This is a genomic window from Mameliella sp. CS4, from assembly GCF_019392335.1.
In the GTDB taxonomy this organism is placed as follows: Bacteria; Pseudomonadota; Alphaproteobacteria; order Rhodobacterales; family Rhodobacteraceae; genus Antarctobacter.
Window position 1 is genome coordinate 184333 of sequence record NZ_JAHXRQ010000006.1, and the last position, 23963, is coordinate 208295.

The following is a 23963-nucleotide window of genomic DNA, read 5'->3' on the forward strand; positions in this document are numbered from 1 at the left end:
CTAGAGCGGGCTCATCACGCCTTTGAGGGAATTGGGGCCGCTGGATTCGATTCGGATTCGGGCCATGTCGCCCGGCACGATTCCGCTGGTCTCGACGTGGACCGCGTGCAGGTATTCCGATTTCCCGACCATCTGGCCGGGCAGCCGTCCGGGTTTTTCGAACAGCACATGCACGTCGCGGCCCACCATCGCGTCCTGCAGGCTGCGCTGCTGTTTGGTCAGCAGGGCCTGCAGCCGCTGCAGCCGGTCGTCCTTTTCCGCTTCCGGAACCTGGGGCCGCTCCGCCGCCGGGGTGCCGGGCCGTTCGGAATACTTGAAGGAAAACGCGCTGCCGTATTCCACCGCCTCGATCAGGTCCAGCGTGGCCTGGAAATCGGCCTCGGTCTCTTCGGGGAAGCCGACGATGAAATCGCCCGACAGGTGCAGATCCGGCCGCGCCGCGCGCAGCCGTTCGATCAACCGCAGATACTGCTCTGCGGTATGCTGGCGGTTCATCCGCTTCAGGATCTTGTCGCTGCCCGCCTGCACCGGCAGGTGCAGGTAGGGCATCAGCTTGTCGCAGGTGCCATGCGCCTCGATCAGCGCCTCGTCCATGTCGTTGGGATGCGAGGTGGTGAACCGGATCCGCTCCAGCCCGTCGACCTCTGCCAGTGCGTGGATCAGCCCGGCAAGCCCACCGTCGTGGCCGTGATAGGCATTGACGTTCTGCCCCAGCAGCGTGATCTCGCGCACGCCGCGTTCCACCAGGTCGCGCGCCTCGGTCAGCACGCGGTCCGCCGGGCGCGACACCTCGGCGCCGCGGGTATAGGGCACAACGCAAAAGGCGCAGAACTTGTCACAGCCCTCCTGCACGGTCAGAAAGGCGGTCGGCCCGCGTTTCGCCTTGGGGCGCCCCTTGAGGTGGTCGAACTTGTCCTCCTCGGGGAAATCCGTGTCCAGCGCCTTGCCGCCGGTGCGCACCTTGGCCTCCATCTCGGGCAGGCGGTGATAGCTTTGCGGCCCCACCACCAGGTCCACCATCGGCTGACGGCGCATGATCTCCTCGCCCTCGGCCTGGGCCACGCAGCCCGCCACGCCGATCTTGAGGTCCGGGCGCGCGGCCTTCAGCCCCTTGTAGCGGCCCAGCTCGGAATAGACCTTCTCCGCCGCTTTCTCGCGGATGTGGCAGGTGTTCAGCAGGATCATGTCCGCGTCTTCGGGGCGCTCGGTGGTCTCATAGCCTTCGCCGCCCATCGCCTCGGCCATGCGCTCGCTGTCATAGACATTCATCTGGCAGCCGTAGGTCTTGATATAAAGCTTCTTCGGGGCCATCGCGCGCGCTCCTGCTCTCGGGTTCGAGGGCTGCGGATACCGCAGAATCCCCCCATCTTGCAATGCACCAGATTTTCACCGAGTCTGCCGCAAAAGCGCCCCAGAGGCCGAACATGTTTCACGAAGACCTAGATCACTTCCTGTCCCGGGGCGCCGAGGCGCTGCAGCGCGGCCCCGTCGCGCTGATCTTTGCCGAGGACGGGATCGAACTGGACACCACCCTGCGCCATCACCGCCATTGCGGCTTTCGCAGCGTGATCCTCTTTGGCGGTGCGGACCTTGCCGTGCCGGAGGACCTGCAAGACAGGATCCATCACGTCGCCCATGACATGCGCGCCGACGGCGCGCTGCAACAGGCGGTCAACCGCGTCATCCCCAGGGCCGCCGGTCAATGGCTCTACTACTGCTACAACGCCGAGTACCTGTTCTTTCCCTTCTCGGAGAACCGGACAATCGGAGAGATGCTGGCCTTCCACACAGAGGAACGGCGCGACGCCATGCTGACCTATGTGGTCGATCTCTACGCGGGCGACCTCAACCGCCACCCGGACGCCGTGTCGCTGGATGACGCCTGGATGGACAGGTCGGGCTACTACGCCCTGGCCCGGCCCGATCCCGGGCACCACAACCACCCCAAGGAACGGCAGCTCAACTTTTTCGGGGGGCTGCGCTGGCGGTTCGAGGAACACGTGCCCGAAACCCGGCGCAAGATCGACCGGATCGCCATCTTTCGCGCGAAACAGGGGCTGACCCTGCGCGAGGATCACACGTTCTCGGACGAGGAATACAACACCTACGCCTGCCCCTGGCACAACAACCTGACCGCCGCCATCGTCAGTTTCCGCACCGCCAAGGCGCTGAAACGCAACCCCGGCTCCACCTTCGACATCCGCACCTTCCGCTGGCACAACTCGACACCGTTCGAATGGCACTCGCGGCAATTGCTGGATCTCGGCCTGATGGAACCGGGGCAATGGTTCTGACGGCCTGCCCGGGGGCGTAGGGCGGGGGTCTCCCCGCCATCGGCACGCGGATCAGCCGAAATCCTCGGTCACGATCTGCTTCTCCGGCACACCCAGTTTCTGCAGTTCACCCGGCATCGCCTCGACCATCGGATCGGGGCCACAGACGTAGCAGATGTCCTTGTCGGGATCGACAAAACCCTTCAGCATCTCGGCGTCGATCAGGCCGCGCGCCAGTGGGCTGCCCTTTTCCTCTGTCACGGTCCAGTGACAGCGCAGCCCCGGCATGGCCTCGAAGGTGTTGCGCATCACGATATCCCCCTCGCACTGATTGGAGAATATCAGCGTGTTGCCCTCCAGCGTGCCCTTGTCGGCCAGTTTCTTGCGCAGGATAGAGATAAAGGGCGTCACGCCCGCGCCACCGGCAATAAAGACGCCGTCACCCTTGTCCTCGATCGCGCCCCAGGGGTCCCCGATCAGAACCTTTTCGCCGGGTTGCAGGTCAGCGATCTGCTCGGTCACGCCGTCATGCTCGGGGTAGGACTTGATGACGAATTCCAACCGCTCTTCGTCGGGCAGGCTGGTAAAGGTGAAAGGGCGCTGCTCCTCGCGCCAGCCATCACGGTCCAGCGCAAAATCCGTGGCCTGCCCCGGGGCATAGTCATAGCCCGCGGGCTTTTCAAAGGTCAGGCGACGCACGTCATGGGTCAGCCGGTCAACGCTTTGCAGTTCGATCTGATGTGTCATGGAATCCTCCAATCTCTTGGAGGCTCAACGCATGATCCGGCCCGGGGTTCCGGCGACTACAGGGCGTCACCGTAGGTACAGATCGCGCCATGCCCGTCTGTCGCGCGCACCAAACGGTCATTTCGATAGACCGCGTGGACATAACGCGTACCGCCATCATAGGCGTAGCTGATACAGGCCTCGTCCCAGTTCGCCGGGTTGCGCTCGTATCCCGCATCGAGGCCAAAGACACCCTCGGCCTGCGCCGGGGACATGCCACTGGACAGCTTGCGCGCCTCCGGGCCCTGCCCGCCGCCCGTTCTGCCGCCTGCGCCGCCGCCGACGGCCGTCGCGCCTTCCATGCAGCCGCTCAATGCCGCCGCCACCCCAAGGATCAATGCCACCCGACGCATCGCTGCCTCCGTTACAGGTTCTCCAGTTGAGGCATCCCGATGGTGTGATAGCCGCCGTCCACCATGATGACCTCACCCGTGGTATAGGCACCCGCGTCCGAGATCAGCCAGACCGCCGTGCCGCCCACCGCCTCCAGCGTCGCGTTCGACCGCAGCGGCGCATTCATACCGGTGTGCTTGTAGGTGCGCCGCGCGCCCCCGATGGCCGCGCCGGCCAGCGTCTTCATCGGCCCCGGCGAGAGCGCGTTCACGCGGATGCCCTCGGGGCCCAGGTCATTGGCCAGGTAGCGCGTGGTCGATTCCAACGCCGCCTTGGCCACCCCCATGACGTTGTAATTCGGCACGACCCGCTGGCTGCCCAGGTAGGTCAGCGTCAGCATCGTCCCGCCCTCGGTCATCAGCGGATGCACCCGCCGCGCCACCTCGATGAAGGAATAGACCGAGATATCCATCGAGTTCTTGAAGTTGTCCCGCGAGGTGTTCAGGAACCGCCCCGCCAGTTCGGCCTTGTCCGAATAGGCAATCGCGTGCACCAGGAAATCCACCCGGTCCCACCGCTCTGCAAGCGCCGCAAAGGCCGCGTCCAGCGAGGCATCGTCGGTCACGTCCACGTCGACCATGAAGTCCGACCCGACGCTTTTCGCCAGCGGCTCCAGCCGCTTGCCGAAGGCCTCGCCCTGGTAGGTAAAGGCCAGCTCCGCCCCCGCCTCGTGGCACGCCTTGGCAATTCCCCAGGCAATCGAACGATCGTTCGCAACGCCCATGACAAGCCCGCGCTTGCCTTCGAGATTAATGGTCATCCCACTCTATCCGCGCAAATCAGTCATTGAACCGCGACAGCACCATCGACCCGTTGGTGCCGCCAAAACCAAAGGAATTCGTCATCACCGAGTCGAGCCCCGCGTTCTCGACCAGCGTGGTCGCGATCTCTGCCGGTTTCAGCGCCGGGTCCAGCGTCTCGACGTTGATCGACGGGATGATGAAATCATGTTGCAGCGCCAAGAGGCAATAGATCGCCTCCTGCGCGCCGGTCGCGCCCTGGCTGTGCCCGGTCATCGACTTGGTCGAACTCACCGGCGGGGTTGTCCCCTCGCCAAAGACGCGCCGCACCGCCTCGATCTCGCCCACGTCGCCCACGGGGGTCGAGGTGCCATGCGCATTGATATAGCTGACCTTGCGGCCCTCCGGCAGGGTGTCCAGCGCGATCCGCATCGCCCGCTCGCCGCCTTCGCCGCTGGGCGCCACCATGTCCGCCCCGTCCGAGGTCGCGCCGTAGCCCGTCACCTCGGCATAGATCTTGGCGCCCCGGGCGCGCGCGTGCTCCAGCTCCTCCAGCACGAGGATGCCGCCGCCGCCGCTGATCACAAACCCGTCGCGGTCCTTGTCGAAAGCCCGGCTCGCCTTGTCCGGCGTGTCGTTGAATTTCGACGACATCGCGCCCATCGCGTCGAACAGACAGGACAGCGTCCAGTCCAGCTCCTCGCCCCCGCCGGCGAACATCACGTCCTGCTTGCCCAGCATGATCTGCTCCGCCGCGTTGCCGATGCAATGCAGGCTTGTCGAACAGGCCGAGGTGATCGAATAGTTGATCCCCTTGATCTTGTAGGCGGTCGAGAGGTTGGCACTCACGGTCGAGCACATGCATTTCGGCACCGCAAAAGGCCCGACCCGCTTGGTCGCGCCGGTTTTCAGCACCGTCTCATGCGCCGTCAGCATGGCGCTGGTCGAGGGCCCGCCCGAGCCCGCCACGAGGCCGGTGCGCGGGTTCACGATATCGCTTTCTTCAAGGCCCGCATCCGCGATCGCCTGTCCCATGGCGATATGGGCATAGGCCGCCCCCGGCCCCATAAAGCGCAGGGTCCGCTTGTCGATATGCGCGGCCGGGTCCAGGTCGATGGCCCCGGCGATCTGGCTGCGGAACCCGTGTTCCTTCATCTGCTCGTTGGCAGTGATCCCCGAACGGCCCGCCTTGAGCGAGGCCAGGACCTCCTGGGCATTGTTGCCGATGCTCGAGACGATCCCGAGCCCGGTGACGACGACGCGGCGCATGGAGCCTCCTCCTGATGTGTCAGGGTCTTAGTAGGCGAGGTGGGGGGGGAGGCGCAAGGAGGGGATCACGAGTCGGCAGCCACAATACCCGTCGGGTCAACGGTAAATATGGCCATTGTTGCGATGAGTTTTTCGAGCAACGTTAGCAAGCAAAAAATGACACCATGCTGCTTGCACGGGACCGCACACGAGCAACCTACAAGAAGTGAAGCGATAACGTGTCAGTTCGAACGGCGTTCTTGTTGCTGACGCCGTAGAGCCTCCAAGTACTTGACGCGTTCAAGATCTCGTTTCTTCGAATCACTCAGATCACTGTACTGAGATGCCGTTTTTTTGAACGATTTCGAGAAGTTAACTGGTTTTCTTTGCTGCGTTGCCTGCATGATTTGTACCTCCGCATACAAGGAAGTTTGACCATACCTTCAAGTTGATTGATACATAGAAAGTGAAGCTGGAGTATGCTAATTTGTCTCAGATCGTGTTCCCAGAACTTGTTATCGGCATCGTCGGACGCATGGGTGTCGAGACGGTTGATGTTGCTAGCTGGATTGAAGAAGCGCTGCATCATCTCTATTATGCTTCTTATACCATAAAGCTGACTGATTACTTGAAAGAGGTCGACTTGGAGTCCAAGGGAATTTCTCTTGTAGATACCCCGTTGGACAAGAGATATGGATCGCGGATCGAAGCCTGCAACGAAATCAGGAAAATGGCAAACCGCAAGGACTTCTTTGCATCCGTCGCCATTAGCGGCATCGTAAGCAATCGTGATAATCACGAAGCTGAAGATGGAAAGCCCACGCGCCTCGCCTATATAATTGATCAATTGAAAAGACCTGAGGAGGTCAAATCGCTCAGAGATGTTTATGGCGAACAGTTCATACTTATTTCGTGCCACGCGCCGCTGGAGGCAAGAGTAGAGTCCCTGTCAAGAAAGATCGCTGGAGGCAATCCCGGTCAACCAAAACCTGACACTTGGAGAACAGAAGCGAAAGAGCTAATCGATATAGACAACTCTGAAGCCTCCAAGGATTTTGGTCAGCGTGTGGGTAAGGTGTTTCATTTGGCCGATTTGATTATTGACTGTTCGTCTCGAGAATCCTCAAAGAAGTGTCTGAAAAGGTTTTTTGAGGCGCTTTTTGGGAACCCCGCAATCTCACCCACTAGGCCAGAATTTTTTCAGAATATTGCAATGAATGTCGCTTTGACCTCATGTGACACAGCTAGGCAAGTTGGCGCTGTCATCGAGAGAAGTGGTGATGTCGCGGCAACTGGGTTCAATGAGGCGCCGAAAGCAGGAGGCGGAACCTACTGGTCTGACGAAGGCGTTGACGCTAGAGATGTGGCGCTTGGCATGGATTTGAACACTATTCGGAAAAGGCAAATGGCCACTGAAATAATTCAAATCCTTCGAGACAGGAAGGAGTTGTTTAACAACCTAATTTCTGACACTGAAATAAGCAAAAAGTATCTCGACTCATCTGACGCCCCCCTTAAGGATAGTCAGATAATGGACACCCTAGAATTCGGGCGTGCAGTCCACGCAGAAATGGCCGCTCTCTCGACAGCAGCGCGACTTGGGGTTGCAACAATTGGTGCGACATTATATTGCACGACCTTTCCATGCCACAATTGCGCAAAGCATATTGTTGCAGCCGGCATATCCAAGGTTACATACCTTGAGCCGTACCCAAAGAGTTTCGCCGACTACTTGTATCCCGATTCTATTTCCATCGACCCAATTGGTACCGAAGAAAGTCTTGTTGTGTTCGAGCAGTTCACTGGGATAACCCCAGTTCGTTATCGAAGCCTTTTTTCAAGAGGATCGTCCAAGAATGAGCAAGGATATGTTTTGCAGTGGACGCCAAAAGATTCATCGCCGGTGTTGAGGGATCAAATCCAAAAGCATTTTGATCGGGAAATTGCATTTCAAGCAAAAATCCTTGAGACGGTACAATCGACTTCAAAGGATGTGGCCAAATTTCTGAACCTGGTCGAGAGCTAAGCCCTTGAAGACGGGCCTCCGGTTAGGTTCATGCAAGCGTAGGGTGGGTTTCTGACCCACCGATACTGTTATCCGCACCGCCCCCTGCAACACAAAATGAACAAACCACCCAAGCGCGGAATCAAGCCCGAAGGGCGCCGCGCCATCGCCGGGCCGCCCCCACGGCACGGCGATCTGGTGGGGCCAGGCACCCGTGTCGATCTTCTTCGGACGTGGCAGGGATAAACCAAGAGGCTCCACGCCTCGGATCGCCGTACCGCGGCCCGTCAATGGCGCGGCTGGCACTCTGACCCAACGACAACTCCCTGGGCCGGGCGTCAAGTCGGCAAACCCGTAGGGCGGGGGTCTCCCCGCCGCCGCACCTCGTCACGCGCGCCGCGACGGGTCCTCAAACCCACCTGCCGGACACGCCGGAACGGGGGTCTTAACAAACCCCTACCGCTTTGTACAAAATGCTGGAAACGATGTACGTTTTGTACAAAACGTACAGACTGATCGGTTCACTTTTGACCCCCGGGAGGGGGATTTTCACCCCACCCGGCCGGAGTACAAAGGGTCCCCGAAATCAGCTCTCGGACAGCGCCACTTTCATGTCCTTGACCTCGTAGATGACCTCTCCATCGGCCTCCACGATCCCGTCCGCGACGCCCATCGTCAGCCGCCGGGTCTGCACCGCCTTGGTGAAATCCACCTTGTAAGTCAACATCTTACGGTCCGGGCGCACCATGCCCTTGAGCTTGACCTCACCCACGCCCAGCGCATAGCCCCGCCCCTGCCAGCCGCGCCAGCCCAGGTTGAAGCCGGTCAGCTGCCACAGCCCGTCCAGCCCCAGGCACCCCGGCATGATCGGATTCCCCGGAAAATGGCACTCGAAGAACCACAGGTTGGGGTCGATGTCGAACTCCGCCACAACATGTCCCTTCCCGTGCAGTCCCGCATCCCCGGAAATATCCGTGATCCGGTCCATCATCAGCATCGGCGGCTCGGGCAGCTGGGCATTGCCCGGCCCGAACAGCTCGCCGCGGGCACATTTCAGCAGGTCTTCCTTGCCAAAGCTGGTGGGATAGTCGGCCATGCAGGCGGTCCCTTTCTTTGTTTCTCTGTCAAAAGCTTGCCCCCTCTAGCACCGCGTTTGCAAGCCCTGCAAGGGCGCCACCGCCGCAGGCGCCCCAGCCTGCGGCAGGAAACCCATTGAATTGTACCTCCATGCGGCTCTATATATAGCCTACAATGCAAGGCCCACAGCGAGAGATGATGTCCGAGGCGACCGAGCGCGGCAAGACCTGGCTGGGACGCAGCGATCTGCGCCCCACACGTCAGCGCGTCGCGCTGGCGGCTTTGCTGGTAGGCGACGGGAACAACCGTCACGTCACCGCCGAAAGCCTTTTCGCCGCCGCCAAGGACAGCGGAGAGCAGGTTTCCCTAGCCACCGTCTACAACACGCTCAAGGCCTTTTGCGATGCCGGCCTGATGCAGGAAGTCACGGTGGACGGCTCGCGCAGCTACTTTGACACGAACACCCACGATCACCCGCATTTCTTCTGGGAAGATCGTGGCGCATTGACCGATGCGCCGGCGGACCAGCTGGAAATCACGCGCCTGCCGGAAGCACCGGAGGGGTCGGAAATCGCCTCTGTCGAGGTGGTCATCCGCCTGCGCCGCAAGACCGCCGACTGAGCATCGAACCCCGGCCTTTCTCGTCGCTCGACATTCCCCTGCCCCGTACCGTCCTTGCGCATGACGCAATCGGGTCATGGCGCGGGTGGTGGACTGGCAACACGCGACAGGGCGTGCACGCCCTGGCAATAGATCAGTCCCAGCGCAATAGACCAGTCCCAGCCCAAAATGATGTCCAGCCCTCGACCGCGGCAATGTCAGGCCCGCGTATGCAAGGGTTTATGGACCGCGTCAAAGGCCCAGTCCGCTCCGGCCGCCGGTCACGACTGGTCCTGTCTGCGCGTGGTACGACCGTGGCAAGAAAGCCCCCACGCTCGGATCGGCGCGCATCCTCGCACCTGCCGGAAGATCTGACTGGTACCCGCGGCCGGACTCGAACCGGCACGGCATAAAGCCTGGGGATTTTAAGTCCCCTGTGTCTACCATTCCACCACGCGGGCCAGTGGCGCGACCATAGCCTTTGCGCGGGCCGTGTAAACCGGAACCGATCCCGACTGACGGCTCCCTTGGTCCGATGGGCGCAACCGATACGCTTTGGCTGTCAGACCGGCAAAGGGCCCGTCATGCGTCATCCTCTCTCCCTGTGTCGGTATCTCGCGCTTTTGGCGCTTTGGCAGGCTGGTGGCGGGGTCCTGGATGCGGATGCAAGCAAGGGCGGCAACCCTGTCATGGGGTGCACCGTCACACTGGCGGTCCGGGCCAACGGTGCGAAAGCGCCTGCGCGCCGGTCTTCATGGCCGGGCGCCTTTTGGCCGGAGATGGCTATACCGAGGCCAAGCGCCGCTTGCCCCCTCTAGGCAAGCCGGGCTTTCACGCATCCGGCCTGCCTGTCGAAAACACCCCCTATACAGAGCAATCCGTCAACCGCGCCCGTCTCGACTTTCCGGACACCCTGCTGCTTGAGATGCTGGGCACACCACTGCCTGCCGACCGGCCCGGAACAGCGATCCGCAACTGGTACGGCGCTGCATCGAAAGCAACAGCCTCTGGATCAACGTCATGGACAACCGCGGCGTCCGCGGCTTTGTCAGCCGGCGGTTCCTGGACTAGCCGGTTGGGTTACAACTCTTCGCCCGGCAACGGCTTCAGCAAGGCGCGTTCCGCCAGCCAGGGGTTGATCGCCAGCGCCGCGCGCAGGGCGGCCTGCGCCTCTTCCTCTCGGCCCAGGGCGAACAGCGTCACCGCCTTGCCCGACAGGGCGCCGATATGGCGCGGGTTCAACTCCAGCGCGCGGTCCAGATCGGGTAGCGCCGCCGCGAAATCCTCGCGCAGGAAATTGACGAAGGCACGCTGATTATACCCCTCGGCGTAGAACGGACAGTAGCCCACCAGCGTGTCCAGCCGGTCCAGGGCGCGCAGGAAGTCGAACCGCGCACGGGCGCGCATCGCCTCGTCCAGCATCGCCTGGCTGGCCTCGTCGGGGGCATTGTCCCAATAGCCCCACATCTGGTTGGTGATCATCCGCGCGGCGGTCTCGTCTGGCGCGACCAGCAGCGCTTCGTACAGGGGATCCATCTCTGCGCTGTGATCCGGCGCGGTCGGGCAGCCATCCGCCAGAACAGGCGCGGCCAGACAGGTCAGGGCAAGGGCAAGTCTCATGGCGAAAGGGTGGCACGGCCTGACCAAGGGTCAAGTCACATCCGCGACACCCTCTTCCTTGACCGCTTCCATCGCAACAAAGGTCGAGGTCGAGGCGACCCCCGGCAGGGTCGAGACCTTTTCCGCCAGAACCCGGCGATAACTGGGCATGTCCTGGGTCCGCACCTTCAGGAGATAGTCGAAGTTTCCCGCGATCAGATGCGCCTGTTCGATCTCGGGGATCGTAGTGATCGCCGCGTTGAACCGGGCCAGGGTGCCCTCGCGCGTGTCGACCATGCGAACCTCGACAAAGGCCACATGATCCAGCCCGAGACGGATCGGATCCAGCACCGCGCGATAGCCACGGATGTACCCGGCCTCTTCCAGCCGCTTCAGACGCGTCTGCGTGGGCGATTTCGACAGGCCGATGCGCCGCGCAAGTTCCGTCACCGAAATGCGCGCTTCACCCGCCAGTTCGCCGAGGATCGCCCGATCAAAGCGGTCAAGGTCCGAGATTTCCGATTCCATCGCATTTCCCCGAAAACTTGGGCCAAACGACAAGTCCAGCCAGCAAAAACAGTCAAACGTCCCGCGACACTCCGGGTATCTTACACCAAAGTTCGGTGCGCTGGTATCCATTCCGTGCACCGTCCCCCGTATCTTACCCGAAATCCAGAAAGGCACGAGCATGCCGAAGGACCAGATGACAGACCTGCGCGCGCGCATCGACGCGATGACCTATGCCGGTGAGGCCGAAACGCTGGCCCGGTTGAAAGACGTGGCCGCGCTGGACGCCTCCGCCCGCGCCGCGATCTCGGGCAATGCGGCCAAGCTCGTGCGCGACATCCGTGGTGCCACCCGCCCCGGTTTGATGGAGGTCTTCCTGGCCGAATACGGGCTCTCGACCGAAGAGGGCGTTGCGCTGATGTGCCTGGCCGAGGCGCTTTTGCGCGTGCCGGACAGCGCCACGATCGACGCTCTGATCGAGGACAAGATCGCGCCCTCCGACTGGTCGCGCCACCTGGGCCATTCCACCTCGCCGCTGGTCAATGCCTCGACCTGGGCGCTGATGCTGACCGGCAAGGTGCTGGAAGAAAAGCAGCCCGGCCCCGTCGGCCACCTGCGCGGCGCGATCAAACGTCTGGGCGAACCGGTGATCCGCACCGCCGTCGGCCGTGCCATGCGCGAGATGGGGGCGCAGTTTGTCCTTGGCGAAAGCATCGAGGCCGCGATGAAACGCGGCAAGGCGCAAGAGGCCAAGGGCTATACCTATTCCTTCGACATGCTGGGCGAGGCCGCCCGGACAGAGGCCGACGCGCAGCGCTATTTCGAGGCCTATGCCCAGGCGATCCGCGCCATCGCCACCAATGCCCCGCACGAGGCCACCCGCGACAACCCCGGCATCTCGGTCAAGCTCTCGGCGCTGCACCCCCGCTATGACGAGTTGCAGGCCGACACCGCCCGCGCCGCGCTGATCCCCCGGCTGCGGGCCCTGGCCATCCAGGCCCGCGACGCGAAGATCGGGTTGAACATCGACGCGGAAGAGGCCGACCGCCTCTCGCTCTCGCTGGATGTGATCGAGGAAGTCCTGTCCGATCCCGGTCTTGCCGGGTGGGAAGGCTTTGGCGTCGTCGTGCAGGCCTTTGGTCAGCGCGCGGACGCGGTCATCGACTGGCTCTACGCGCTGTCGGAAAAGCTAGACCGCCGCATCATGGTTCGCCTCGTGAAAGGAGCCTACTGGGACACCGAGATCAAGCGCGCCCAGGTCGCGGGCCTGCCCGGCTTTCCGGTCTTCACCTCCAAAGCGGCCACCGATGTCTCTTACATCGCGAACGCGCGCAAGCTGCTGTCGATGACGGACCGGATCTACCCGCAGTTCGCCACACATAACGCCCATACGGTGTCGGCCATCCTGCACATGGCCGAGGACAAGACCGCCTTTGAATTCCAGCGGCTGCACGGCATGGGCGAAACCCTACACCGGCTGGTCATGGAGCAGAACAAGACCCGCTGCCGGATCTATGCCCCGGTCGGCGCGCACCGTGACCTCTTGGCTTATCTGGTGCGCCGCCTGTTGGAAAACGGCGCCAACTCCAGCTTCGTCAACCAGATCGTGGACGAAGACGTGGCCCCCGAAACCGTGGCCGCCGACCCGTTCGAGGCGCCTGCAGGCCGCGCCCTGACAACCGGCCCCGACCTCTTCCAGCCCGAGCGCCGCAACTCCGAGGGGTTGGACCTGCGGCACCGCCCCAGCTTTGCCGCGCTCGACAATGGGCGCGCAGCCTTCCGCAATGCGCAATGGCAGGCTGCCCCCCTGACCGTGGCCGAGGCCGCCCCCGGCGACACCGAGGAAGTCGTGAACCCCGCCAACCCCGGCGATGTTCTGGGGCAGATCACCTGGGCCAGCCCCGAACAGGCGCGCACCGCAGCCGCGGCCGCGCAGCCCTGGCAGGCCTCCCCGGCCGAGCGTGCGCGCGTCCTGAATGCCGCCGCCGATCTCTACGAGGCCAACCAGGCCGAGATCTTTGCCATCCTCCACCGCGAGGCGGGCAAATCGCTGATGGACGCCCTGGCCGAACTGCGCGAGGCGGTGGATTTCCTGCGCTACTATGCCGCCCGCTGCCAGGAGGGTACTGACAGCCCGCTGGGCACCTTTGCCTGCATCTCGCCCTGGAACTTCCCGCTGGCGATCTTCACAGGACAGCTGTCCGCCGCACTGGCCGCGGGCAACGCCGTTCTGGCGAAACCGGCGGAACAGACACCGCTGATCGCGCATTTTGCCACCCGCCTGCTGCACGAGGCCGGTGTGCCGCGCGCGGCGCTACAACTGCTGCCCGGCGCCGGTGACGTGGGCGCGGTGCTGACCTCCTGCGCGGATGTCGATGGCGTCGCCTTTACCGGCGGCACCGAGACCGCCCAGATCATCCACCGCAGCATGGCTCAGAACCTTGCCCCCGGCGCGCCCTTCATCGCGGAAACCGGCGGTCTGAACGCGATGATCGTCGACAGCACCGCCCTGCCCGAACAGGCCGTGCAGGCGATCATCGAATCCGCCTTCCAGTCCGCCGGGCAACGCTGTTCGGCGCTGCGCTGTCTCTACGTGCAAGAGGACGTGGCCGAAGGCTTCCTCGAAATGCTCAAGGGGGCCATGCAAACCCTTGTCGTGGGCGATCCCTGGGAGGCGGCCACCGATGTCGGCCCGGTGATCGACGCCGAGGCGCAGGACGGTATCCTGGATCATGTCGCACAGGCCTCGCGCGAGGGGCGCGTGCTGCAACAGGTCGCCGTGCCCACGCCGGGGCATTTCGTGCCGCCGACGCTGATCCGGATCAACGGGATCGAGGATCTGGAGCGTGAGATCTTTGGCCCGGTGCTGCATGTCGCCACCTACAAGGCGCGCAATCTGAACCGCGTCATCGGTGCCATCAACGGCACGGGCTACGGGCTGACCTTCGGCCTGATGACCCGGATCGACGAGCGCGTACAGCAGATCACCGAAAGCATCGAGGCGGGCAACATCTACGTCAACCGCAACCAGATCGGCGCCATCGTGGGCAGCCAGCCCTTCGGGGGCGAAGGCCTGTCGGGCACCGGTCCCAAGGCGGGCGGCCCGCTCTACCTCGACCGGTTCCGCGCGCATCCCGCGCCGGACACGCCCGGCGACGACACGGACACATCCGTCAAGGACCTGGCCAAGCGCCTGGCAGAGGCCGCGCAGAGCGATCCCGCCCCCAGCCGCATAGAGCTGCCCGGCCCGACGGGCGAGGCCAACGTGCTGCACCAGCACGCGCGCCCACCTCTGATCTGTCTTGGACCGGGGCAAGCCGCCGCAGAGGCACAGGCACAGGCCATTCGCGCCCTGGGCGGGCGCGCGGCAGTGGCCCCCGGCCTGTCGCCGGAGGCCCTGCAGGACACGCAGGCTATCGCAGGGGCGCTCTGGTGGGGGGATGCGGACCGCGCCCGCGCCTACCGGCAGGCCCTGGCCGATCGTCCGGGCCCGATCCTGACGCTGATCACCGGCAGCCCGGACACGGGTCATGCCCGCGCCGAACGGCATGTTTGCGTGGACACAACCGCGGCGGGCGGCAATGCCGCCCTGCTGGCCGGGCAGGAGGGCTGACCCCCTACCGGGTGAATTGCATCAGCGCGGCAATCCGGGCGCGGCCCAGCTCGACCCGGCAAGAGCGGACCGCGATCCCGGTGCCCGAGCCGCCGCCATAGGTCGCACCCACGAAATCGCAGTGGGCATCGCGGTAGGCCGCCCAGGCGGCCTGCCCGCTTTCCAGCGCGGGCAGCGACATCGCGCGCCCCGTGACTTCGTCCAGCTCCCGTGCCGCGTCGCTGGCAAAGCTCAGCGCGATGGCCAGCGCCTCGTCCACGGCCGTCTCGGCCCGGGCGACGCATTCGGAGATCTCCACCTGGCTACCGGCGGATACGCTGCATTCCAACGAAGGATCGGCGCCGGCGGCCAAGGGCAGCACACCCAACGCCACCACGGTCAAGGATCGCTTGAGGGTCACAGTTTCATCTCCCACTGTTGCATCGGAGGGGAATGTTCGGCCAAGGCCGCGATCAAGGCAAGCCCGCGCAACCGTCCGCATGATGCGCGCCGGGACCGAGGCACCTTGACCTCCCCCCCTGGCATGCCAATCTCCACCCCATGTTTCCGATCCGCGATCACAACCCGTCGGGGCGCACGCCCTTCGTCACCTACGCCCTGATCGCGATCAATATCGTCGTGTTCCTGGCCTCGCTGCAATACGAAGGCTCGCCGCGGGCGATGATGGCCTTTTATGCCGATTATGCGCTGGTCCCGCGCTTTCTGTCCGAAGGCTACGGGTTCTCCGGGCTTATGACCTCGATGTTCCTGCACGGGGGATGGATGCATATCGCGGGCAACATGCTGTTCCTCTACATCTTCGGCGACAACCTCGAAGACGAGATGGGGCACGTCGGATACCTGCTGTTCTACCTTGCCGCCGGGCTGGGCGCGGGGCTGATCCACTGGCTCTCGGCACCGCTGTCCACCGTACCCACCGTGGGGGCCTCTGGCGCCATTGCCGGAGTCATGGGTGGCTACCTGCTGCTTTTCCCCAAGGCGCGGGTCGATATCCTGATCATCCTTATCGTCATCTTCCGCGTTATCCCCGTGCCCGCCTGGCTGATGCTGGCGCTCTGGTTCGCGATGCAGCTTTTCGGCGGGTGGAGCGCGCCCGCCGACCAGGGCGGCGTCGCCTACTGGGCGCATGTGGGCGGCTTTGTGATCGGCCTCTTGCTGACAATACCGGTCTGGCTGCGGCGCGGCGGCGCGCGCTTCTGGAACCGCAACGAGGGCCATCCCCCACACCCGGAAACGCAATACGCCTTTGAACGCAGCCGCGTGCCGCGCGTCCAGAGCCGCAAACACCACACACAAGTTCCGAGGATTCGCAGAAAATGACAGAGATCCACACCGCCACCTGCCATTGTGGCGCCGTAGAACTGCGGGTGCGCCTGTCAGACGGGACCGCGACGGCCCGGCGGTGCGACTGTTCTTACTGCCGTCGCCGCAGCGCCGCCGTCGTCAGCGCCCCGCTGGACGGGGTCGAGGTGATGAAAGGGGCAGAGAACCTGGCACTCTACAGCTTTGGCACCCACACGGCCCAGCACCATTTCTGCAAGACCTGCGGCATCTACATGTACCACCGCCGTCGGTCGAACCCGAACGAATACGGGGTCAACCTCTATTGCATCGAGGGGATGGACCCGAAGGACTTCGAGCCGCTGGGCTGGAACGACGGCGTCAATCACCCCTCGGATCTCTGACCACTGGCCAGAGGTCCCGGGTCAAGCCCGGGACAGGGTCGCGCACCTGTCAGTCGGCGCGCAAAAGCCGGAGGAAGCCACCGAAAATCTCGTTGTTGGCGCAGATGATGCTGCCGCTTTCCAGCGGGTCCTGCCCCTCGCGGACACCATCGACCAGCGCGCCGGCCTCCTTGGCGATCAGATAACCTGCGGCCATGTCCCAGAGCTTCAGCTCACGTTCCCAGTAGCCCTCGTAGCGGCCCGCCGCCACATAGGCCATGTCCAGCGAGGAAGAGCCCAGATGCCGCACGCCGGCGCATTCCGGCATCACGCGGGCCAGATCCTTGAGCGTCGCGGGCAGGGTGCGTTTCGCGGCAAAGGGAATGCCGGTGGCAAAGACCGCCTCGACCATGCGGCGCCGTCCGGAAACGCGCAGGCGCTTGGAATCGTTGAGCCAGGCACCCGCGCCCCGTTCGGCATAGAACATCTCGTCCTTGGCGGCATCGAAGACCACCGCAGACACGATCTGCCCTTTGTGTTCCAGCGCGATGGAAATCGCCCAATGCGGCAGCGCGTGCAGGAAGTTGGTGCCGCCATCCAGCGGATCGACGATCCAGCGCCGGGTCGGATCCTCACCCGGCTCCTCGCCGCCTTCCTCGGCCAGCCAGCCATAGTTTGGCCGCGCGCCCATCAGCTCTTCCTTGAGGATGCGCTCGGCCTCGATATCGGCCTTTGACACGAAGTCACCCGCGCCCTTCATGGAGACCTGGAGGTTCTCGACCTCGCGGAAGTCCTTGACCAGCGACCGGCCCGCCTTTCGCGCCGCCTTCATCATGATATTCAGATTCGCGCTGCCCTGCATGGCCCGGCCTTTCCCGCGTGGTCACAAATGAAATCAGGCCGCGCGTATACGCGGCCTGACAGGCAATGCCAAGAGGCGCGGCGCCTCAGCGGTAGACAGCGCCCTTTTCGCCCGGCACGAACTGCGGCGAATAGGACCGCTGGCGGCCCGGATGGTTGTAATAGGCCCCGGCGTTCGGCTTGCCGCAGCAAACGACGCCCCCCGCCAGAACCGGCTGCAGCCCCTGCGGGCAGAAGTTCGGCGCGTTGTAGCTGTGAACCAGGAAATTCGAGTTCGGATCGTTTGTCGCGTCGCCCATGTACATGTCGCCCCAGGCAAACGCCGAGGTCGCGCTGAGAGCGAGCGCCGTGGCAGCGGCGGTCAAAGTCAGTTTCATAATGTCCCCCTAAAGACGGTGCAATTGTCCACAAGCTACCAGCACGCGGGCGCGAGTCAATTTTTTCGTGCCATTTCCGGAAGATTCTCCCGCTTCAGGCCGGGTCGCCGCGGTCCAGATCCTGCCAGTGTTCGCCCATGGCCACGATGCACGACGTGCCGGAGGCATAGCTGATGATCATGGTCCAGTCGCCCTGGTCGTCGGTCCAGATCTCGACCACTTCTTCGGGGCTGCGCAACCCCGTGGCGCGACGCGCGGTGCCGAACTGTTCCACCAGCTTGCGGGTCATCTGGTCGGACGGGGCGCATATGACCTCGGCAATCGGGCTGCCGACGGCCGGCCCGATCGGCAACCCGAGGCATAGCAAGATTGGGAGGACGGATCTTGTCATAGCCAAAATGTAACAGGTTTATGACGCCCGGGCGAGAAAATTTGCCCGCACACGCCCTGTCACGTCCCCGTGTCGGGGGCTTTTGCCAAGACACCGATCAGCCCATCCTGTGAGCAGCCGCAACCTCACCGGAGACCGCCATGACCCGCCCGATGCCCCACATGACACGCCGCGCCACGCTTGGCCTCGCGCTTGCCGCCCCTGCCCTGCTGATCACCGCGCGCAGTGTCCTGGCAGCCGAACCCGAGATCTATGCAGAGAACGGTATCGCCATCGACGGATCCGACCCTGTGGCCTATTTCGCCGGCAACGGTCCCGTGCCCGGGGGCGCCGCGGCACTGAGCTGGAAAGGTGCCTCTTGGCAATTCGCCGATACCGGAAACGCCGCCACCTTCGAGGCGGACCCGACGGCCTATGCCCCGCAATTCGGGGGGTATTGCGCCTTTGCCGCCTCGCGCGGCTACCTGGCGCCGACCATCCCCGAGGCCTGGACGATCCACAAAGGCCAACTGTTCCTCAACGCCAGCCTGCGCGCCCGCACCCTTTGGCTGCAGGACATAGAGGGCAACATCGCCAAGGGCCGCGCCAACTGGCCCGGCATCCTGGGATAGATCGCTTGCGCGGCCTGCTCAGCCCTGCCGGTCGAGTAGCGCCCGCACGTCATCGGGTGAAAGGGGGAACAGCGGCCGGCCAAGATCGAACGGCCCACCTGCATCGCGTTGCGTCAGTGTGATCTGGTTCTGTGGCATGGACCGAACATAAGGGCCAAATGCAGAGGAATGAAGAGGCAGCGCCCGGCAATCCTTAACATCGGCCACGGCTTGCCCGGTTTATAGGCAAACCGCCCCTTTTCGCCCATCGGAAAGGCGCGCCTCAGCCCTTCATCACCCGGTCCGCCTTCTTGCGGACCAGAACGCTGCGCAGGTCATGCATCGCCAAAAGCAGCGCATCCGTGACCTCTTCGAGCTGTTCCTGCGTCGCCCGTGCCTGCGCCCATTGGGCGGTCAGGTTCAGGTGGTCGATGGCGCGATGGATGTCATCCATCTCGCGCAGCGCCAGCAGCCGCTGCCGCTCTTCCATCCAGGCACGGATCTCTTCCAGTTCGCCCGCTGCCAACTCGCGGTCGCCATGTGGCTTGATCTCGCCCTTGTTGACGTTGACCACGGCGATCTGGTCCATCTCGATCCGCCGCTGCCGGTTCTCGGTGTCGACGCGATAGACCAGAGCACCGTTTTCGCGCACGCGAAAGTAGAACTCTGGCAGGTCGGCGGTCATGTCAGCCCCGCACAGAACCGCTCGATCCGGTCGCAGGCACCGGTGAGCTGCGCGTCCGAGGCGGCATAGCTGACCCGGAAATGTGGGCTCAGGCCGAAAGCCGCGCCAAAGACCACCGCGACGCCCTCTTCCTCCAGCAGGGCGGTGCAGAAATCCTCGTCCGTGTCGATCCGCCGGCCGCCTTTCGACGTCTTGCCAAGGCATCCCGCCACCGAAGGATAGACGTAGAACGCCCCCTCGGGCGTGGCGCAGGTGATGCCGGCGCAGGCGTTCAGCCGGTCGACCACCATGTCCCGCCGCTGCCGGAACACCGCCGCGCGCTCCGCCAGAAAGTCCTGCGGCCCGTTCAGCGCCTCGACCGCCGCCCACTGGCTGATCGAACAGGGGTTCGTGGTGGACTGCCCCTGTACCTTGCGCATCGCGCCGATCAGTTCCTCGGGTCCGCCCGCATAGCCGATGCGCCAACCGGTCATCGCATAGGCCTTGCTGACGCCATTGACGGTCAGCGTGCGGTCATACAGCCCCGGTTCGACCTGGGCCGGGCTGACGAATTCGAACCCGTCATAGGCCAGATGTTCATACATGTCGTCGGACATGACCCAGACATGGGGATGCCGCATCAGCACCTCGGTCAGCGCGGTCAGCGCCGCGCGATCATAGCCCGCGCCCGTCGGGTTCGACGGCGAGTTGAAGATGAACCACTTGGTGTTCGGCGTGATCGCCGCCTCCAGCTGTTCAGGCGTGATCCGGAACCCCTCGGCCTCGGCGCCCTCGACGATCACCGGCTCGCCGCCGCCAAGGCGCACCATGTCGGGGTAGCTGACCCAATAGGGCGCCGGGATGATGACCTCGTCGCCCGGGTTCAGCGTCGCCATCAGCGCGTTGTAGAGAACCTGTTTGCCGCCGGTGCTGACGCTGATCTGGGCGGGTGTGTAGCTCAGCCCGTTTTCACGGGCGAACTTGGCACAGACCGCCTCTTTCAGCTCGGGAATTCCGTCCGGCGCGGTGTACTTCGTTTTCCCCGCTTCGATTGCCGCAATTGCTGCAGCCTTGATATTGTCCGGCGTGTCAAAGTCCGGCTCGCCGGCGCCGAGTCCGATGATATCGCGCCCTGCGGCCGCAAGTTCGCGCGCAAGTTGCGTGACGGCGACCGTCGGGGAAGGTTTCACGCGGGATAGCGTCTGCGACAGAAAGGGCATAAGAGGGCTCGTCGTTTGAAAATTCGCCAGCCCTGTCATAGTTTGCGCCCAAACGGCGTTCAAGCGGCTTCACCGGAAAGGTAAGATCATGGACAACTCGAAAGACTGGTACGGGCCCGAATCCGCCACCTTCGGCGACCGGCTCGCTGCTGCCCGCGAGGCGGCCCACATGACCCAGGAGGTCCTGGCCAAGCGCCTGGGCGTCAAGCTGAAGACCCTCCAGGCCTGGGAAGACGACATCAACGAACCGCGCGCCAACCGCCTGTCCACGCTGGCCGGAGTGCTGAACGTGTCGATCGTCTGGCTGATCACCGGCGAAGGCGACGGCGTGCCCGACCCCGACCAGGACGATGTCCTGGCGCCCGACGTCAACGCCGTCCTGACCGAGATCCGCGCCCTGCGCGGCCAGTTCAAGGCCAAGGCGGACAAGCTGGGGCGGCTGGAAAAGCGCCTGCGCACCCTGCTGACAGAGGCCCAGTGACATGACGACCGGCCTCGGCGAATCCCGCGAAACCCGTCTCCGCCGTCTGCGCATGCGCTCCATGCGCCGCGGCACCAAGGAGATGGATATCCTGCTGATCCGCTTCGCCGAGGCCCGCCTTGACGCCCTGGATGCCGCCGACCTGGATGCCTACGAGGCATTGCTGGCAGAGAACGACCAGGATCTTTACCAGTGGATCTCGGGCCAGCGCCCCGCGCCCGAGACCCACATCCGGATGATTTCGGAAATCACCCGCGTCGCCGCAAACGGTTGATCGCGCGGCAGGAATCGGTCCGGCGCCCGTTGCCGGACGGGGTCTGCGTGTTTCGGCCTCTGGTAAGGTTGGTTAACCAACCCTCGGAAATCAATAGAATTTTCCGGGTCTTCTACTCGGTTTAACCCGATATTTGCGTTTATACCCGAAAGCTCCGTTGCAAGAAAAACAGGCGGAGACTGAAATGAGCATTCATTCGTCACTGAATCAGGGGCCGGCACAGGGCTTCATGACGAGCTACCTGGATGCGTTGAGCCTGGTGGAACGACTCCACCGCCTCCTGCTCGACGTCATCAAGGACGAATTCGAACGGTTGGGCATCATCGACGTGAACGCGGTGCAGGCGCTGCTATTGTTCAACATCGGCGACAACGAGGTGACGGCCGGCGAACTGAAAAGCCGTGGTTATTACCAGGGCTCGAACGTCAGCTACAACCTCAAGAAACTGGTCGAGATGGGCTATATGCACCACCAGCGGTGCGAGATCGACCGCCGCTCGGTCCGGGTGCGCCTGACCCAGCGCGGGCGGGAAATCCGCGACATCGTCGGCGAGCTTTTTGGCCGCCATGCGGACGGGCTGCAGGGCAAGGGCGTCCTGTCGGTCGATGGCATTGACGAGATCACCACCGCGCTGCGCCGCGTCGAACGCTACTGGACCGACCAGATCCGCTATATCTACTGAGGCCGCCGGGCCGGGCGATGCCGTCCGGACGGCGCCCTGGTGGGACGGCGGGCGGGGCGATCTGCGCCAGGGGCGCAGGAGCGGCGCCCAGACGTCACCGCCGCTATCTGGACGAGACGGCCAGCACCTGCAATTCGCGTTTCAGCTTGCGCACCATCGCCGCCTCGAAAGCCTCAAAGCCCAGCGCGGTCTCAACAAAGGCATCCGGCCCCGCGATGACATAGGCGCGATAGTACGAGGCCAGGGCACCGATCCCGTTCGCATCGCCCGAGGCGCCGATCACCAGCCCGTTGATCGTGATCCCGCCGGGGCGGCTGTCCTGCGGCCTCGGCCCAGTGTTCGACTTTCCGTCGCCCGAAAGGTCCAGCACCCGGCGCCAGCAGCCTCCCTGCTCCGACAACAGCGCCGCGCCAAACCTCTTGGCCGCCCCGATCGCGGTGGATTGGCCCAGCTGCCCACGCTGCGTTCCGCGCAACAGCGCCGCCAGGTCGGCCACGTCCACCGGCCCCTCGATCCGCCGCCAGGGCGCCACCAACCGCTGAGATCCCGGCCCGCTCCATTCGAAGACGGCCACAGACACCGGCGCTTCGGGCATGGCCAACAAGGCCCCCATGACCTCCGGATCCTCCAGCGCGCCAGCCAGCCCATCCAGTTGCAGCCGGTATTCCAGTGCGTCGACCGATCCCGACACGTCCAGACCCAGCGCCAGCGCCTGGCGGCAGGCCGCCTCGGCCCCCGCCCCCCAAAGCAGCAGCGCCGCAAGACAGGCCAGCCGCGTCATCCCGGCCCCGGCCCCACGTAAGGCAGCCCGCCGACAATCCGGTTCTGGACCTCGCGATAGAGCTTGCGGACCATCGCCCGCTCGAACCCCTCATAGCCCTGTGCCGTCTCGATGAAGGCCCCCGGGCCATGCAGCACCTCGAACTCGTAGTGATCCACCACCGAGGGGTCCGCCCCCAGCACCGCCAGCGCGTTGACCGTGATCCGCTCAAAGGGGAAATGCTTGTAGGCCAGCCCGGGCCAGAACCCGTCATTGGTGATCCCGTCCCCGGACACGTCGATCACCTGCCGCTCGCAGGCCGGGGCCTTCTGCATCAGCGTGGCCCCGAAGCCCAGCGCATAGCCCAGCGCCGTCGGAAAGCGCCGGTAGGACCGCTGCACGGTCCGCAACCGCGCGGCCACCGCCGCGATGTCGCCCGCGCTCCGCAGCAGCACCCAGTCCTGCACCACCACCGATTGCCGCCGTCCGCTCCACTCGTAGACGGCCAGCGCCACTGTGCCGCCCTGCTGCAGGATCGCACCCTGCACGTCCGGGCTGGTCAGGGCCGCCGCCAGGCCGTCGCGCTGCAGCCCGTATTCCGCCTCGTCCACGGACGAGGAGACATCCAGCGCCAGCAGCAGCGCCAGCCGGCAGGCGGCCTCGGCCCCCGCCGGCACAATCGCCGCCAGAATGGCGGCGATCAATTGGGCAAGGCCCGTCACCAGTGCCCCGTGTTGCCCATGCTTGCCCAGGGTTCCTGCGGCGGCAGGGCCTCACCTTCCTGCAGCAGTTCGATCGAGATGTTGTCGGGCGAGCGGACAAAGGCCATGTGCCCGTCGCGCGGCGGCCGGTTGATCGTCACGCCCGCGTCCATCAACTTTTGGCACATCTCGTAGATGTTGGGCACCGTGTAGGCGAGGTGGCCAAAGTGGCGGCTGTCCGAGGGCAGGCCCTCATCCCCGTCCCAGTTGTAGGTCAGTTCCACGTCGGCGTGGCCATCCGCCTGATCCGGCGGGCACAGGAAGACCAGCGTGAAACGGCCCTTCTCGCTCTCGGTCCGGCGGCGCTCGACCAGTCCCAGCATCTTGTAAAAGTCGATCGACGCGTCGAGGTCCGCCACCCGGACCATCGTGTGCAGATACTTGATTCCCATTTTGT

General features: G+C 64.1%; 27 protein-coding genes and 1 tRNA gene. 10 read left to right on the forward strand and 18 right to left on the reverse strand.

What is annotated here, in order from left to right:
- Positions 1-1311 (reverse strand): tRNA (N6-isopentenyl adenosine(37)-C2)-methylthiotransferase MiaB, encoded by a 1311-nt coding sequence (gene miaB, locus KZZ07_RS10285; protein WP_219513958.1) that lies wholly within the window; start codon positions 1309-1311, stop codon positions 1-3.
- Positions 1312-1424: 113 nt separating this feature from the next.
- Here miaB and KZZ07_RS10290 point away from each other — a divergent pair, with 113 nt between their 5' ends.
- On the forward strand, positions 1425-2294 hold the full coding sequence (locus KZZ07_RS10290; RefSeq protein ID WP_219513959.1) for a hypothetical protein: 870 nt from the start codon (positions 1425-1427) through the stop codon (positions 2292-2294).
- A 51-nt stretch (positions 2295-2345) separates the two neighbouring features.
- Here KZZ07_RS10290 and KZZ07_RS10295 read toward each other — a convergent pair whose 3' ends face one another.
- The 4 genes from KZZ07_RS10295 to fabB are packed head-to-tail and all read right to left on the reverse strand — an operon-like array spanning position 2346 to position 5461.
- The gene (locus tag KZZ07_RS10295; RefSeq protein WP_219513961.1) at positions 2346-3020 is read right to left on the reverse strand and encodes an FAD-binding oxidoreductase; all 675 of its coding nucleotides are present in this window, start codon (positions 3018-3020) and stop codon (positions 2346-2348) included.
- A 56-nt stretch (positions 3021-3076) separates the two neighbouring features.
- Positions 3077-3412 carry a hypothetical protein gene (locus KZZ07_RS10300; protein ID WP_219513962.1) on the reverse strand — a complete coding sequence of 112 codons (336 nt, stop codon included), beginning with the start codon at positions 3410-3412 and terminating at the stop codon, positions 3077-3079.
- Positions 3413-3423: 11 nt separating this feature from the next.
- A complete protein-coding gene (locus KZZ07_RS10305; RefSeq protein WP_219513963.1) occupies positions 3424-4212 on the reverse strand; it encodes an enoyl-ACP reductase FabI in 789 nt (262 codons plus the stop codon).
- A gap of 19 nt (positions 4213-4231) precedes the next feature.
- Positions 4232-5461, reverse strand: coding sequence for a beta-ketoacyl-ACP synthase I (fabB, locus tag KZZ07_RS10310; protein ID WP_219513964.1), 1230 nt, complete (start codon positions 5459-5461; stop codon positions 4232-4234).
- A 466-nt stretch (positions 5462-5927) separates the two neighbouring features.
- Between fabB and KZZ07_RS10315 the strand changes: the two genes are divergently transcribed.
- The gene (locus KZZ07_RS10315; RefSeq protein WP_219513965.1) at positions 5928-7466 is read left to right on the forward strand and encodes an anti-phage dCTP deaminase; all 1539 of its coding nucleotides are present in this window, start codon (positions 5928-5930) and stop codon (positions 7464-7466) included.
- A gap of 565 nt (positions 7467-8031) precedes the next feature.
- Here KZZ07_RS10315 and fabA read toward each other — a convergent pair.
- Positions 8032-8541, reverse strand: coding sequence for a bifunctional 3-hydroxydecanoyl-ACP dehydratase/trans-2-decenoyl-ACP isomerase (fabA, locus tag KZZ07_RS10320; protein ID WP_219513967.1), 510 nt, complete (start codon positions 8539-8541; stop codon positions 8032-8034).
- A gap of 176 nt (positions 8542-8717) precedes the next feature.
- Here fabA and irrA point away from each other — a divergent pair, with 176 nt between their 5' ends.
- Positions 8718-9143 (forward strand): iron response transcriptional regulator IrrA, encoded by a 426-nt coding sequence (gene irrA, locus KZZ07_RS10325; RefSeq protein WP_219514021.1) that lies wholly within the window; start codon positions 8718-8720, stop codon positions 9141-9143.
- Between the two features lie 355 nt (positions 9144-9498).
- Here irrA and KZZ07_RS10330 read toward each other — a convergent pair.
- From KZZ07_RS10330 to KZZ07_RS10340, 3 genes are all read right to left on the reverse strand, one after another.
- A tRNA-Leu gene (locus KZZ07_RS10330) sits at positions 9499-9583 on the reverse strand.
- Between the two features lie 619 nt (positions 9584-10202).
- The gene (locus KZZ07_RS10335) at positions 10203-10742 is read right to left on the reverse strand and encodes a tetratricopeptide repeat protein (RefSeq protein ID WP_219513968.1); all 540 of its coding nucleotides are present in this window, start codon (positions 10740-10742) and stop codon (positions 10203-10205) included.
- A gap of 30 nt (positions 10743-10772) precedes the next feature.
- On the reverse strand, positions 10773-11249 hold the full coding sequence (locus KZZ07_RS10340; protein WP_219513969.1) for an Lrp/AsnC family transcriptional regulator: 477 nt from the start codon (positions 11247-11249) through the stop codon (positions 10773-10775).
- Between the two features lie 160 nt (positions 11250-11409).
- Here KZZ07_RS10340 and putA point away from each other — a divergent pair, with 160 nt between their 5' ends.
- Entirely contained in the window at positions 11410-14841 is a 3432-nt protein-coding gene (gene putA / locus KZZ07_RS10345; protein ID WP_219513970.1) for a bifunctional proline dehydrogenase/L-glutamate gamma-semialdehyde dehydrogenase PutA, read from the forward strand.
- Between the two features lie 4 nt (positions 14842-14845).
- Here putA and KZZ07_RS10350 read toward each other — a convergent pair whose 3' ends face one another.
- On the reverse strand, positions 14846-15241 hold the full coding sequence (locus KZZ07_RS10350; protein ID WP_300442158.1) for a lysozyme inhibitor LprI family protein: 396 nt from the start codon (positions 15239-15241) through the stop codon (positions 14846-14848).
- A 140-nt stretch (positions 15242-15381) separates the two neighbouring features.
- Here KZZ07_RS10350 and KZZ07_RS10355 point away from each other — a divergent pair, with 140 nt between their 5' ends.
- Both KZZ07_RS10355 and KZZ07_RS10360 read left to right on the forward strand, forming a co-directional pair.
- Positions 15382-16161 carry a rhomboid family intramembrane serine protease gene (locus KZZ07_RS10355; RefSeq protein ID WP_219513972.1) on the forward strand — a complete coding sequence of 260 codons (780 nt, stop codon included), beginning with the start codon at positions 15382-15384 and terminating at the stop codon, positions 16159-16161.
- Positions 16158-16526: a GFA family protein gene (locus KZZ07_RS10360; protein WP_219513973.1), complete on the forward strand. Its 369-nt coding sequence runs from the start codon at positions 16158-16160 to the stop codon at positions 16524-16526. Before KZZ07_RS10355 ends, KZZ07_RS10360 begins: the two co-directional genes overlap by 4 nt.
- A 49-nt stretch (positions 16527-16575) precedes the next feature.
- On the opposite strand, the gene KZZ07_RS10365 is transcribed toward KZZ07_RS10360, so the two are convergent.
- The 3 genes from KZZ07_RS10365 to KZZ07_RS10375 all read right to left on the reverse strand — a co-directional run bounded on the left by KZZ07_RS10365 (position 16576) and on the right by KZZ07_RS10375 (position 18032).
- Positions 16576-17367, reverse strand: a complete 792-nt coding sequence (locus KZZ07_RS10365) for an inositol monophosphatase family protein (RefSeq protein ID WP_219513975.1) — start codon at positions 17365-17367, stop codon at positions 16576-16578.
- A gap of 85 nt (positions 17368-17452) precedes the next feature.
- Positions 17453-17743 (reverse strand): hypothetical protein, encoded by a 291-nt coding sequence (locus tag KZZ07_RS10370; protein ID WP_219513977.1) that lies wholly within the window; start codon positions 17741-17743, stop codon positions 17453-17455.
- A gap of 94 nt (positions 17744-17837) precedes the next feature.
- Positions 17838-18032, reverse strand: coding sequence for a hypothetical protein (locus tag KZZ07_RS10375; protein WP_255564272.1), 195 nt, complete (start codon positions 18030-18032; stop codon positions 17838-17840).
- 242 nt (positions 18033-18274) lie between these two features.
- Between KZZ07_RS10375 and KZZ07_RS10380 the strand changes: the two genes are divergently transcribed.
- On the forward strand, positions 18275-18745 hold the full coding sequence (locus KZZ07_RS10380; protein ID WP_255564273.1) for a YHS domain-containing (seleno)protein: 471 nt from the start codon (positions 18275-18277) through the stop codon (positions 18743-18745).
- A 262-nt stretch (positions 18746-19007) separates the two neighbouring features.
- On the opposite strand, the gene KZZ07_RS10385 is transcribed toward KZZ07_RS10380, so the two are convergent.
- A complete protein-coding gene (locus tag KZZ07_RS10385) occupies positions 19008-19409 on the reverse strand; it encodes a hypothetical protein (RefSeq protein WP_219513979.1) in 402 nt (133 codons plus the stop codon).
- A complete protein-coding gene (locus KZZ07_RS10390; protein ID WP_219513981.1) occupies positions 19406-20608 on the reverse strand; it encodes a pyridoxal phosphate-dependent aminotransferase in 1203 nt (400 codons plus the stop codon). Before KZZ07_RS10390 ends, KZZ07_RS10385 begins: the two co-directional genes overlap by 4 nt.
- Before the next feature lie 88 nt (positions 20609-20696).
- Between KZZ07_RS10390 and KZZ07_RS10395 the strand changes: the two genes are divergently transcribed.
- The 3 genes from KZZ07_RS10395 (at position 20697) to KZZ07_RS10405 (ending at position 22045) form a co-directional block, all read left to right on the forward strand.
- Entirely contained in the window at positions 20697-21089 is a 393-nt protein-coding gene (locus tag KZZ07_RS10395) for a helix-turn-helix domain-containing protein (RefSeq protein ID WP_219513982.1), read from the forward strand.
- A 1-nt stretch (position 21090) separates the two neighbouring features.
- Positions 21091-21363, forward strand: a complete 273-nt coding sequence (locus tag KZZ07_RS10400; RefSeq protein ID WP_219513983.1) for an FAD assembly factor SdhE — start codon at positions 21091-21093, stop codon at positions 21361-21363.
- A 184-nt stretch (positions 21364-21547) separates the two neighbouring features.
- Positions 21548-22045, forward strand: coding sequence for a MarR family winged helix-turn-helix transcriptional regulator (locus KZZ07_RS10405; RefSeq protein WP_219513984.1), 498 nt, complete (start codon positions 21548-21550; stop codon positions 22043-22045).
- Between the two features lie 103 nt (positions 22046-22148).
- On the opposite strand, the gene KZZ07_RS10410 is transcribed toward KZZ07_RS10405, so the two are convergent.
- From KZZ07_RS10410 to KZZ07_RS10420, 3 genes are read right to left on the reverse strand one after another with little or no spacing between them, the layout of a single operon-like run.
- Positions 22149-22826: a DUF1194 domain-containing protein gene (locus KZZ07_RS10410; RefSeq protein WP_219513985.1), complete on the reverse strand. Its 678-nt coding sequence runs from the start codon at positions 22824-22826 to the stop codon at positions 22149-22151.
- On the reverse strand, positions 22823-23527 hold the full coding sequence (locus tag KZZ07_RS10415; protein WP_367181430.1) for a DUF1194 domain-containing protein: 705 nt from the start codon (positions 23525-23527) through the stop codon (positions 22823-22825). The genes KZZ07_RS10410 and KZZ07_RS10415 overlap by 4 nt, the downstream gene beginning before the upstream one ends.
- Positions 23524-23958, reverse strand: coding sequence for a VOC family protein (locus KZZ07_RS10420; RefSeq protein ID WP_219513986.1), 435 nt, complete (start codon positions 23956-23958; stop codon positions 23524-23526). The genes KZZ07_RS10415 and KZZ07_RS10420 overlap by 4 nt, the downstream gene beginning before the upstream one ends.
- Positions 23959-23963: the final 5 nt, after the last annotated feature.

Coding starts and splice junctions, on each gene's coding strand:
- miaB (WP_219513958.1), bottom strand. CDS start 1,311: ATGGCCCCGAAGAAGCTTTATATCAAGACCTACGGCTGCCAGATGAAT.
- KZZ07_RS10290 (WP_219513959.1), top strand. CDS start 1,425: ATGTTTCACGAAGACCTAGATCACTTCCTGTCCCGGGGCGCCGAGGCG.
- KZZ07_RS10295 (WP_219513961.1), bottom strand. CDS start 3,020: ATGACACATCAGATCGAACTGCAAAGCGTTGACCGGCTGACCCATGAC.
- KZZ07_RS10300 (WP_219513962.1), bottom strand. CDS start 3,412: ATGCGTCGGGTGGCATTGATCCTTGGGGTGGCGGCGGCATTGAGCGGC.
- KZZ07_RS10305 (WP_219513963.1), bottom strand. CDS start 4,212: ATGACCATTAATCTCGAAGGCAAGCGCGGGCTTGTCATGGGCGTTGCG.
- fabB (WP_219513964.1), bottom strand. CDS start 5,461: ATGCGCCGCGTCGTCGTCACCGGGCTCGGGATCGTCTCGAGCATCGGC.
- fabA (WP_219513967.1), bottom strand. CDS start 8,541: ATGGCCGACTATCCCACCAGCTTTGGCAAGGAAGACCTGCTGAAATGT.
- irrA (WP_219514021.1), top strand. CDS start 8,718: ATGATGTCCGAGGCGACCGAGCGCGGCAAGACCTGGCTGGGACGCAGC.
- KZZ07_RS10335 (WP_219513968.1), bottom strand. CDS start 10,742: ATGAGACTTGCCCTTGCCCTGACCTGTCTGGCCGCGCCTGTTCTGGCG.
- KZZ07_RS10340 (WP_219513969.1), bottom strand. CDS start 11,249: ATGGAATCGGAAATCTCGGACCTTGACCGCTTTGATCGGGCGATCCTC.
- putA (WP_219513970.1), top strand. CDS start 11,410: ATGCCGAAGGACCAGATGACAGACCTGCGCGCGCGCATCGACGCGATG.
- KZZ07_RS10355 (WP_219513972.1), top strand. CDS start 15,382: ATGTTTCCGATCCGCGATCACAACCCGTCGGGGCGCACGCCCTTCGTC.
- KZZ07_RS10360 (WP_219513973.1), top strand. CDS start 16,158: ATGACAGAGATCCACACCGCCACCTGCCATTGTGGCGCCGTAGAACTG.
- KZZ07_RS10365 (WP_219513975.1), bottom strand. CDS start 17,367: ATGCAGGGCAGCGCGAATCTGAATATCATGATGAAGGCGGCGCGAAAG.
- KZZ07_RS10370 (WP_219513977.1), bottom strand. CDS start 17,743: ATGAAACTGACTTTGACCGCCGCTGCCACGGCGCTCGCTCTCAGCGCG.
- KZZ07_RS10375 (WP_255564272.1), bottom strand. CDS start 18,032: ATGACCCGCAAGCTGGTGGAACAGTTCGGCACCGCGCGTCGCGCCACG.
- KZZ07_RS10380 (WP_255564273.1), top strand. CDS start 18,275: ATGACCCGCCCGATGCCCCACATGACACGCCGCGCCACGCTTGGCCTC.
- KZZ07_RS10385 (WP_219513979.1), bottom strand. CDS start 19,409: ATGACCGCCGACCTGCCAGAGTTCTACTTTCGCGTGCGCGAAAACGGT.
- KZZ07_RS10390 (WP_219513981.1), bottom strand. CDS start 20,608: ATGCCCTTTCTGTCGCAGACGCTATCCCGCGTGAAACCTTCCCCGACG.
- KZZ07_RS10395 (WP_219513982.1), top strand. CDS start 20,697: ATGGACAACTCGAAAGACTGGTACGGGCCCGAATCCGCCACCTTCGGC.
- KZZ07_RS10400 (WP_219513983.1), top strand. CDS start 21,091: ATGACGACCGGCCTCGGCGAATCCCGCGAAACCCGTCTCCGCCGTCTG.
- KZZ07_RS10405 (WP_219513984.1), top strand. CDS start 21,548: ATGAGCATTCATTCGTCACTGAATCAGGGGCCGGCACAGGGCTTCATG.
- KZZ07_RS10410 (WP_219513985.1), bottom strand. CDS start 22,826: ATGACGCGGCTGGCCTGTCTTGCGGCGCTGCTGCTTTGGGGGGCGGGG.
- KZZ07_RS10420 (WP_219513986.1), bottom strand. CDS start 23,958: ATGGGAATCAAGTATCTGCACACGATGGTCCGGGTGGCGGACCTCGAC.